Origin of the sequence: Citrobacter cronae, assembly GCF_016893685.1 — a bacterium.
GTDB classification, from domain to species: Bacteria; Pseudomonadota; Gammaproteobacteria; order Enterobacterales; family Enterobacteriaceae; genus Citrobacter; species Citrobacter werkmanii.
In genome coordinates, this window is record NZ_CP069763.1 from 2,249,704 (window position 1) to 2,258,877 (window position 9,174).

The 9,174-nt window shown below is 54.7% G+C and carries 9 protein-coding genes; 7 read left to right on the forward strand and 2 right to left on the reverse strand.

Going from position 1 to position 9,174, the window contains the following annotated elements; translation table 11 throughout:
- From JSN25_RS09655 to JSN25_RS09685, 7 genes are all read left to right on the forward strand, one after another.
- The coding region (locus JSN25_RS09655; RefSeq protein WP_204525664.1) for a fimbria/pilus outer membrane usher protein at nucleotides 1-2,306 on the forward strand (2,306 nt) is incomplete at its 5' end.
- 26 nt (nucleotides 2,307-2,332) lie between these two features.
- Complete coding sequence (locus JSN25_RS09660) at nucleotides 2,333-3,109, forward strand: fimbrial biogenesis chaperone (RefSeq protein ID WP_042310485.1); 777 nt, start codon at nucleotides 2,333-2,335, stop codon at nucleotides 3,107-3,109.
- An 11-nt stretch (nucleotides 3,110-3,120) separates the two neighbouring features.
- A complete protein-coding gene (locus JSN25_RS09665; RefSeq protein WP_204525665.1) occupies nucleotides 3,121-3,726 on the forward strand; it encodes a fimbrial protein in 606 nt (201 codons plus the stop codon).
- Complete coding sequence (locus tag JSN25_RS09670; RefSeq protein ID WP_085047754.1) at nucleotides 3,723-4,787, forward strand: fimbrial protein; 1,065 nt, start codon at nucleotides 3,723-3,725, stop codon at nucleotides 4,785-4,787. The genes JSN25_RS09665 and JSN25_RS09670 overlap by 4 nt, the downstream gene beginning before the upstream one ends.
- A 9-nt stretch (nucleotides 4,788-4,796) precedes the next feature.
- On the forward strand, nucleotides 4,797-5,339 hold the full coding sequence (locus JSN25_RS09675) for a fimbrial protein (protein ID WP_038637520.1): 543 nt from the start codon (nucleotides 4,797-4,799) through the stop codon (nucleotides 5,337-5,339).
- Between the two features lies 1 nt (nucleotide 5,340).
- Nucleotides 5,341-7,008 carry an O-antigen ligase family protein gene (locus JSN25_RS09680; protein WP_204525666.1) on the forward strand — a complete coding sequence of 556 codons (1,668 nt, stop codon included), beginning with the start codon at nucleotides 5,341-5,343 and terminating at the stop codon, nucleotides 7,006-7,008.
- Between the two features lies 1 nt (nucleotide 7,009).
- A complete protein-coding gene (locus tag JSN25_RS09685) occupies nucleotides 7,010-7,729 on the forward strand; it encodes an EAL domain-containing protein (RefSeq protein WP_204525667.1) in 720 nt (239 codons plus the stop codon).
- Nucleotides 7,730-7,744: 15 nt separating this feature from the next.
- Here JSN25_RS09685 and JSN25_RS09690 read toward each other — a convergent pair whose 3' ends face one another.
- Both JSN25_RS09690 and JSN25_RS09695 read right to left on the reverse strand, forming a co-directional pair.
- Entirely contained in the window at nucleotides 7,745-8,155 is a 411-nt protein-coding gene (locus JSN25_RS09690) for a Spy/CpxP family protein refolding chaperone (RefSeq protein ID WP_204525668.1), read from the reverse strand.
- A 180-nt stretch (nucleotides 8,156-8,335) separates the two neighbouring features.
- Nucleotides 8,336-9,103 (reverse strand): amidohydrolase, encoded by a 768-nt coding sequence (locus tag JSN25_RS09695; protein ID WP_204525669.1) that lies wholly within the window; start codon nucleotides 9,101-9,103, stop codon nucleotides 8,336-8,338.
- Between the last annotated feature and the right edge of the window lie 71 nt (nucleotides 9,104-9,174).

The window sequence follows — 9,174 nt, forward strand, 5'->3', positions numbered from 1 at the left end:
TGACATCCGGCGAATATCTGCTGGATGTTCGTATTAACAGCCAGGCAATTCCTCAGCAATCGATTCGCTATATCGTCGATCCTGCCAACGCGCATAAATCCATGGCGTGTCTGACGCAGCAACAACTCGAATTACTGGCGCTCAAAGAAGAGGCGCTGACCTATATTCATCCAATTAGTGCGACCTGCTATGACATTTCCCGTCTGCCGGGCGTAGCCTTGAATAATAGCGCAGGCGTACTGGACATTACCGTGCCGCAGGCATGGATGAAATATACCGATCCAGACTGGACGCCGCCAGAACGCTGGGATAATGGCGTCGCGGGGCTGATTTTTGACTACAGCATCTCGGGTCAGGCCACACATTACGCACAGGGGGGCGATCGTTACCGCTCTCTTTCTGGCTACGGGCAAACCGGATTTAACCTCGGCGCATGGCGCTTTCGTGGGCAGTATCAGGCCAATTACGCTTCCGATGATAATCGTGGGCGTATCGACTGGGATCAGATCTATGCTTATCGCCCATTACCGATGCAGGCGGCAAAACTGACGCTTGGCGAAATCTATCTGAATTCTCAGGTTTTTGATTCGGTTCGTTTTACAGGGGCTAACCTCGCCAGCGATGAGCGTATGCTGCCACCGAATTTGCAGGGTTACGCGCCTGAAGTTCATGGCATCGCGCGTAGTAACGCGAAGGTCACCGTCAGTCAGCAGGGACGTGTTATCTATCGAACCACCGTTCCTGCGGGGCCGTTTAATATTCAGGATCTGCACGGCTCGGTACGCGGCACGTTGGATGTACGCGTCGAGGAGCAGGATAGCAGCGTTCAAACTTTTCAGGTTAACACCGCCGATATTCCCTACCTGACGCGCCCAGGCTACGTTCGCTACAACGCCGCGGTCGGTAAGCCATCGCTTTACAACCATGACATTCAGGGCCCTGCGTTTTATACCGGCGATTTTTCATGGGGGGTCAGCAATGCGTGGTCGCTGTACGGCGGTGCGCTGCTCACTGGCGATCGCTATAACGCGTGGTCGATGGGGATTGGCCGGGATTTGAGTTGGCTGGGAGCGTTGTCGGCAGATGCGACGCAATCCGTGAGTCGGGTGAAGCATCAGGCTGAACAAAAAGGCATGTCCTTTAAGCTCAGCTATGCCAAAACCTTCGATGAATACAACAGCGCCATCACCTTTGCCGGGTACCGCTTTTCACAGCGTAACTTCCGCACTTTTTCGCAGTTCCTCGACGAACAGTATGCCAATAACAACAGCGCCGGCAACGAAAAAGAGATGTACACCATCACCGGTAACAAAACCTTTTTTGCCGACGATCCGCAGTTAGCCACCACGCTGTATCTGACCTACACCCACCAGAACTACTGGGATCGTCGTTCGCAGGATCGTTACGGCTTGTCGATGGGACACAGCTTTTCGTTGGCGGGCATCCAGGGGATTAGCGCCAACCTTGCGGCTTACCGCTCTGAGTATCAGGGCAAACGGGACGACAGTCTTTCGCTTTCAATTTCGATTCCCTGGAGCGATGGCCGATCCATGGATTATGAATTGCAGAACAGCGGCAACCAGACCAGCCAGATGGTTTCGTATTCCGATAACCGCGACCGTAACAATCCATGGCGTTTGCGCGCAGGGGTTTCCGGTGAAGGGCACACGGCATTTGATGGCTATTACAAGCACCGCAGCATGATGGCGGAGCTGGAATCTAACGTCAGTTGGCAGCAATCACGTTATTTCTCCGTAGGCGGCACGATGCGCGGCGGTTTTACCGCGACGCGTCACGGTGCGGCGTTGCACAACAGCCAGGCGTCAATGAATACCGCCAGAGTGATGGTCGATACCGACGGTGTGGCGAATGTACCGCTGAACGGCGAACAGGCGCACTCAAACCGCTTCGGTATTGCCGTGGTACCGGACGTCGTCAGCTATCACAGCTTTGATACCCGTATCGATGTGGACGCAATGGACGAGGATATTTCCGCGACCAAAGCCATTGTCACCAACACCCTGACGGAAGGGGCGATTGGCTACCAGCGCTTTGCCGTGGCGCAGGGGCAAAAAATGATGGCGCTGCTGCGCCTGAAGGATGGTTCGGTTCCGCCGTTTGGCGCCGAAGTATTTAACGCCAACGGCGTCAGCGTCGCCATGGTGATGGAAAACGGCATGGCCTGGATTGCCGGTGTGAATCCAGCCGAGCGTCTTTCCGTGGCGTGGGGCGGTCGAGCGCAGTGTCACTTACAGGTGCCACAACAACTCAACCCGGAAGGTAACGTGCTGTTGCCTTGTGAATAATTTCAATAACCAGAATGAATTTTGTCATGAAAAATCAAGCTTTTTACTCCGTGCAGCGTTGGCTCAAACCCGTGGCTTGTGGCCTGCTTTTTATTGCAGAGATCAACGCTTCCTGGGCGGGCATTGCGCTCGACCGTACCCGGATGATCATCACCGGTGATGCGCGCTCTGTCAGTGCGAACTTAACCAATACCAGCCCGAGCATTCCGTTTTTGGCCCAGTCATGGGTGGAAGATGCCAACGGAACAAAAGTTACCTCGCCGCTGATGGTCTTACCGCCGCTGCAGCGAATTAACGGTGGGCAAAAAGGCATTGCCCGCGTGACGAAAACCAGCGGGATTAATGCGCTGCCTCAGGATCGAGAAAGCCTGTTCTACCTGAATGTGCGTGAGATTCCACCTAAGCCTGATAAGCCTAACGTGCTGCAACTGGCGATGCAGTCGCGCATCAAATTGTTCTACCGGCCGACCGCCATCGTGCCGGAAACGCCGGGCGCGGTGTGGCAAAACCAACTGGTCTTTCACAAGCAGGGTCTACGCTGGACCGTGGATAACCCAACGCCATACTTCGTCACCTTGATCGGTTTAAGCCGTAAGCCGGAAGCGCAGGGCGGCGGCAGGCTGACTGACTTCCCCGGGGTTATGGTTTCACCAAAATCCTCGCTTGATTTCAGCGTTACCGACGGCAGCGTCAGCCAGTTCAGCATGATGTATGTGAACGATTTTGGCGGTCACCCTGAATTGAAATTCAGCTGCACAGGCAATGTGTGTAAAGCATTGCCGATGGAGCAACAGCCCCGGTAAAGGACTCGTAAATGAAAAAGATGCTTTGCGTTCTGCTGATGGCTGGTATGGCCTGCCCGGTTCAGGCCACTAGCGGCCGCCAGGATATGAGCAACGTTTCCGGCGAGTATGGCAACGTCCGCTTTCACGGTCGGGTATTCGTTTCGCCGTGCGTGCTGGATATGGCTTCACGCGATCAGACCATCGATCTGGGTGATATTTCCGCCAGCCGCTTTCGCCAGAGCGGCGATCGCAGCGATTCGGTATTAGTGACGCTGAACCTGAATGGCTGCTTAAAAGGCTCTGGCCATACCTTAAGGGATTTTCCCGGACAGACCAGCGAAATGCCGGAGCTGGCGCATAGCACGGTGGAACGTGGCGTTTCGATGACGCTGATGGCCGAGGGGGCGCCGGAAAACAGCGATCTGGGGCGTATTCGCGGCGATGTGCGTGGTGCGGGCATTCGGCTACTGACCGAACGCAACCAGTTGATTCACCTGAATCAACCGCAACGCATGTGGATCCTCAAACCGGGCGATAACGCGATTCACTTTCTTGCCGCGCTGGAATCTTTTGCCCCGGAGGTGACCGCTGGCGAATTTAACGGTCTGGTCAGACTTAAGCTGGAGTATCTATGAGCGTATTGCACAAAGCGCTGCTGTGGGTCGCCCTGGCTGGCTGTCCGCTGGCCGGGCAGGCATTTACTCAGGGTGAAGGTGAGCCGGAGGGCGGGTCGCCGCATCAGTACGATATTGAACTGAGCTCGCTGGATGTCAGCAAAAACCATGTAGGCGGCAGAACGGAGCCTTTTACCTGGAATCTGGGCAGTTGGTATGTGGTGAATTTTTATTGCGAACAGGCCGATATCTCTCGGGAGCCAATTTATTACACCACCACGACCACTATGCCGCCTTCAAATCAGGGGGCGAACCGTTTTCGGTTAAACGAGTATCTGGATGTGGAAGTTCAGGTGTGGGTTGCCGGACGTTATAACAAATACGTCCAGGCACCGTTTACCAACGTTTCAAATCGCAACAGTAACAACAGCTGTAAAAAGCGTAAGGGCTACACGCGCGCCACGAACGTTGAAAGTGGTTCAAAAGGGAAAGTGACGTTTATTGTCACTAAACCCATTATCAATGGCATCAATATCACTTCTCAGTCGCTGGTGGAGGTTGCCGGGCGCATGGGCGGTGCGGGACCTACGCCAACCACGGCGATTTCACGCGTGGTCATTAAATCCGGGCTCATTACCGTGCCGGATAAATGCACCTTCAATCGGGGAGACAAAATCAGCATTGAGTTTGGCGATCTGCCCGGATCCGCTGCAAAGCTCAACGGCACCAATTACAGCAAGTCGATCCCGATACACGTGGTCTGTGAAGGTGGCAGCTTCGATCAGGGCGCGCTGAACATCAATTTAGGTGTACAAACCACCACGGCGTCAGGTACGGCTGGGTTTAACGATCATCTTCTCGGCACGTTGAGTGGCGGACAGAAACGCGACGATCTCGGCATTATGATTAAAGACGAGAGCGGCGGCACCGTAGTGCCCAATCAGTTCTACAACGTGAAGGGTTTTTACCAGAATCAGGGCGACTGGAATCTCACTGCCGCACCGGTGGCAAAGCCGGGCGTGGGGAGCGTTAAGGAAGGCGAGTTTGAAGCCTCTGCCACCGTTGTCGCGCAGTTTCAGTAGGGTAATACCATGACTTTCAGAACGTTAATCGCGGTGAGTACGCTGCTGTTTGGCGCAACGGTTCAGGCTGACACCAAACTGGTCGGCGGCGATATGTATTTTCACGGCACCATCAGAGCGCTGGCCTGCAGCCTGGCGCCCGGCGGCGACAAAATCGAGGTCGATTTCGGGCAAATCGCGACGCAGGATCTCTATCTCTCGGGGCGCAGTAAGCCGGAAAAATTCAGCATCCAGCTACGCGACTGCAACCCGGAGGTCTTCCGTGGGATCTCGGTCACCTTCAGCGGCAAGGAAGATGCGGAGCTTACCGATCATCTGGCGCTGGATAGCAGCGAGCAGGGCGGGGCGTCGGGGATCGGGATTGGGATGAGCGAAGACGATGGCACGGCAATCCGGCTTGATGAAAGTACATCAGTTACAGAGATTACTGAAGGATCGATGACGCTGAATTTTTTGGCGTGGGTCGCGGCAGAGCCGTCGGCGATAAAAAACCAGTCCCTTGAATACGGTCCGTTCAGCGCCAGCGGGACCTGGACGTTGAATTACCAGTAGCATGATGAACGCACTGAATCGTATTGCGCCGCTGCCTGGCCAGAAATTATTGCTGATTGTCAGTCTGTTTTTCTGGTGCGGGATCATGCACCTCTACTGGTTGAATAACGGCGGCAGCGGTCTGTCGTTGCCGCTTAATATTACCAGTTGGATCTACGCTGCGGTATTGGCTGCAAGCGTAACGATGCTACTGCCTCGCCGACGCTGGCGCATCACTGTACCTGCCATGGGATTTACGTTGGGTGCGCTCATCCTGACGCTGCTTTGTCTGCTGACGCCGGGCGTCTGGCGGTCCGAGGCGTTGCTGGTGATGGGGGCGCTATTGGGTGGGGTGCTTGTCTATCTGGTGACATTGCAAATTCCACTTACGGTAAACGTTCGCACGGCATTGCTGGCCCTGTTATGGGGGGCATGCGTCATCGAATGCGTGGCGTTTGTCTATCAGTACTGGCATTGGCCGGGCGTTGATTACTGGGAGTTTGCCTGGCGGCGTGGCACGCGGCCCTACGGTATTTTTCAGCAGGTCAATCTGCTGGCCAGTTTCACGGCGTGCGGCGTGTTGCTGTCAGCGCTGCTCTTTTTACGCCTGGGCGGCAGATACCGAATTGTTATCGGGATTGCTCTGGTGGTGATGGGATTTGTGCTGCATGAATCCCAGTCGCAAACCGGCTTTTTGTCTCTGGCGGTCGGCGAAGTGTTGCTGCTGGCGGTGTTCCCTGCACAACGCCGCACGTTGTTGCTACTTCTGTTGCCACTGGCGTTAGGTATGGCGGCAGGCGCGGCCGCTCGCCATTTTTTGTCCGTTGCCACGGTAGATCATTTAACGACTTCTCATGTGCGCTGGACGGTGCTGAAAACGTCACTGGCATTATTTGCTGAACGGCCGTGGATGGGATGGGGCGTGGGCAGTTTCGCTGCTGTTTTTCTCGAACGAGCGGGGCCATTGGGGCTGAGCAGCATCTCGCATCCACATAATGAACTGGTGCTGTGGCTGGTGGAGGGCGGTCTGGTTGGGCTGGCGGGCGCGCTGTGTTTTATTGCGGGTGGGTTATGGCTCTGGCTGCACGGAAATCGCTGGCGTCGTGCCTGCCTGGTGGCGGCGTTGCCGGTGGTTATCCATATGTTGACGGAATACCCGGTCAGGCAGTCAACGCCACACTGGTTATTGCTGATCCTGCTGCTTCGTTGCGCAGATGGCGCGCTAAAAGGGACAAGCCTGACGCGCCCGGCGACGTCGTTGATTCGTGGGCTGGCATTTATCTCGTTTCTGACAGCCACTCCCTTGTTGCTTCTCACGCTACAGACGCAACAGCAACTGACGCTGGCGGAACGGCAGTTAACACAGTGGCAACTTGCCGAATCGCTCCCGGTAGGCGGCTGGTTGCTTGCCACACGCTACCGGTTTGATCTCCAGATGGGATACCTGCAACGGTATCAACGTACCCGGGATGCTCGCTGGCTGGAGTTGGTTCGCCGCTGGGCGCCTGACTATGTGCGTGTTCACCCGGACCCGAATATCTCCTTCACGCAAATCTTGCTGGCGTTACAGCAGCGCGACCTGAACCAGGCGCACCGTCTGGCGACGCGCTTTTACCTGATCTACCCGAACGATCGCCGTATCTCCTGGTTACAGGATGCACGACGTCCTTTTAATCAAAAAATGGAATGATATGAACAGACTCAGCGAACAGGCTCAATATGTACCAGAGCTTCCCCGTAATGCCGAACTACTGCGGATCTCCGGGATCCGTTTGCAGCGCATTCATTTTTTTGATGATGCATCACTGGATGTCCGTGAGGTGTTAAGCCAGGTGCGCACGCCGCTCCCGCTGGATCTTTTTTTCAAGCATCTTTCTGTCAGCGCGAAACAGCAGCTGTTTATGTGGCAAATGCAGCGGGTGCTCGTACTTCCAGGAAGCTATTCGCTGAATTTATCCGTCAGGATGCTGACCTGTCTGTCGTGGATCTCGCGACTCACCAGGCAGGCGCATCAGGGGCGGATTGTTATTGAAATTCAGGATCCCGCGACCATGATGCGTCTGGAAAACGCAGAGCAGCAGGCGGTATGCATCGCCATAAAAACCCTGGTGCGTCATGGGTTTCGTGTGTGGCTGGATGACGTTTCGCCTGAGCTGTTTTTTGTCTGGCGACTGTCTGGCATCCGTTTTGATGCCATTAAAATTGAAAGCGGGATGTTTCATCAGTTCAGATCATCGGAGTGGCAGTTGCGGGTACTGGTCAATCAATTTCGCGGGCTGGGAGAGCGGGTGGTGATCGAGGGAGTAGAAAGCGCGCAGGATTACGCCATCTGCCGTATGAGCGGCGCAGATGCTGTACAGGGCTTCTTTTTTGAGCAGGAGATTGTGCCGAAAAGCCTGAATCATTGCTGATTCAGGCCCTGGGGATTACTCGCTCAGCGTCTGCGCGATATCTTTCTGTACCTGCTGGCGCTGTTCCGGAGTCAGCACTTTGTTCAGGTCAAAGTAGTATTTCACGCGATAATAACGCGCTTGTTGTTCGATATTGCTGAACGCGGAAAGCTGCTTCTTGACGGCGGTTTCATCCCATTTCCCGGACTTGATGACGTCAATCAATGCACCGTCTTTAACATCTTTCACTGAAATCTGGCTGACGTTGGTTTCAAGCTGCTGGTGCAGTTTTTTAATCTGCGCAACCTGGTCGTTGGTCAGCTTAAGGTGCTGGACTACCGGGTCCTGAGCTGGAGCGGGAACATTGGATACATTTGCTGCAAATGTGCTAAAAGAAGCGCCAGCCACGGTAGCTGCCAGCAAGGTCATGCGTACGAAGTTCTTCATTATTGAGATCCTGATAAAGGAATTATTAACATTGCCAGTCACTCGCCGGTTACGAGTGATTATCCGTTGCAGAATACGTTGCCCGCAGCATGTCGCCACGCGAATTTGTTTTGCGGTTGGTTACGGAGTGCAACAATCCCGCTACGGAAAAATGTTACGCAGCGGGAGGAGAGGCGATATCTACAGCGCGAACGGGTCGGCGTCCTGCCAGGCGGGAAACTTTTCGCGATACTCACGCAGTGCCGAGAGCGACAGTTCAGCGTCAATACGTGTGGCTTGATGCGGCTCGGCGGTGGCAATAATCTCACCCTGTGGATTTATCACCCGGCTGTCACCGCGATAATGATGACCGTTACCGTCAGTTCCTACACGGTTACATCCTGCTACATACGCCTGATTCTCAATCGCCCGCGCAGTGAGCAGAACCTGCCAGTGCAGCGAACGCGGCGCGGGCCAGTTAGCCACATACAAAGCGAGGTCGTAATCGTTACGGTTGCGCGACCACACCGGAAAACGCAGGTCATAACAGATTAACGGCAGAATGCGCCAGCCACGCCATGCAAAAATAACGCGCGCATCTCCCGCCTGGTAATGCTGATGTTCATCCTCCATACGGAACAGATGACGTTTGTCATAGAAATGCACATTACCTTCAGGCGCGACCAGAAAAAAGCGGTTAACCGCACCGCGTTCGGAGTGAATCGCGGCACTGCCCGCGATCAGGGCGTTCGTTTGTTGCGCTTTGGCGCGCATCCAGCTTACGACTTCTTCCTGCGGCAGCGATTTGTTTGCTGCTTCCATCGCAAATCCGCTGGTAAACATCTCGGGCAACACAATCACATCACGTCCGGTGACGGTTTCGAGTTGTCGGTCGAAATGGCGCAGGTTGGCCGGGCCATCCATCCAAATCAACGGTTGTTGCAGCAGAGTAATTTTCAAACCAGGCACGATCGAGGCTCCTCGTTGAACAACATTTTGACACTGTAGCATGAGCTTTAACGAAAATGTGGCAATAAAAA

What these genes read in the sequence shown, in the direction of transcription:
- JSN25_RS09660 (WP_042310485.1), top strand. Translation starts at nt 2,333, where the DNA reads ATGAAAAATCAAGCTTTTTACTCCGTGCAGCGTTGGCTCAAACCCGTG.
- JSN25_RS09665 (WP_204525665.1), top strand. Translation starts at nt 3,121, where the DNA reads ATGAAAAAGATGCTTTGCGTTCTGCTGATGGCTGGTATGGCCTGCCCG.
- JSN25_RS09670 (WP_085047754.1), top strand. Translation starts at nt 3,723, where the DNA reads ATGAGCGTATTGCACAAAGCGCTGCTGTGGGTCGCCCTGGCTGGCTGT.
- JSN25_RS09675 (WP_038637520.1), top strand. Translation starts at nt 4,797, where the DNA reads ATGACTTTCAGAACGTTAATCGCGGTGAGTACGCTGCTGTTTGGCGCA.
- JSN25_RS09680 (WP_204525666.1), top strand. Translation starts at nt 5,341, where the DNA reads ATGATGAACGCACTGAATCGTATTGCGCCGCTGCCTGGCCAGAAATTA.
- JSN25_RS09685 (WP_204525667.1), top strand. Translation starts at nt 7,010, where the DNA reads ATGAACAGACTCAGCGAACAGGCTCAATATGTACCAGAGCTTCCCCGT.
- JSN25_RS09690 (WP_204525668.1), bottom strand. Translation starts at nt 8,155, where the DNA reads ATGAAGAACTTCGTACGCATGACCTTGCTGGCAGCTACCGTGGCTGGC.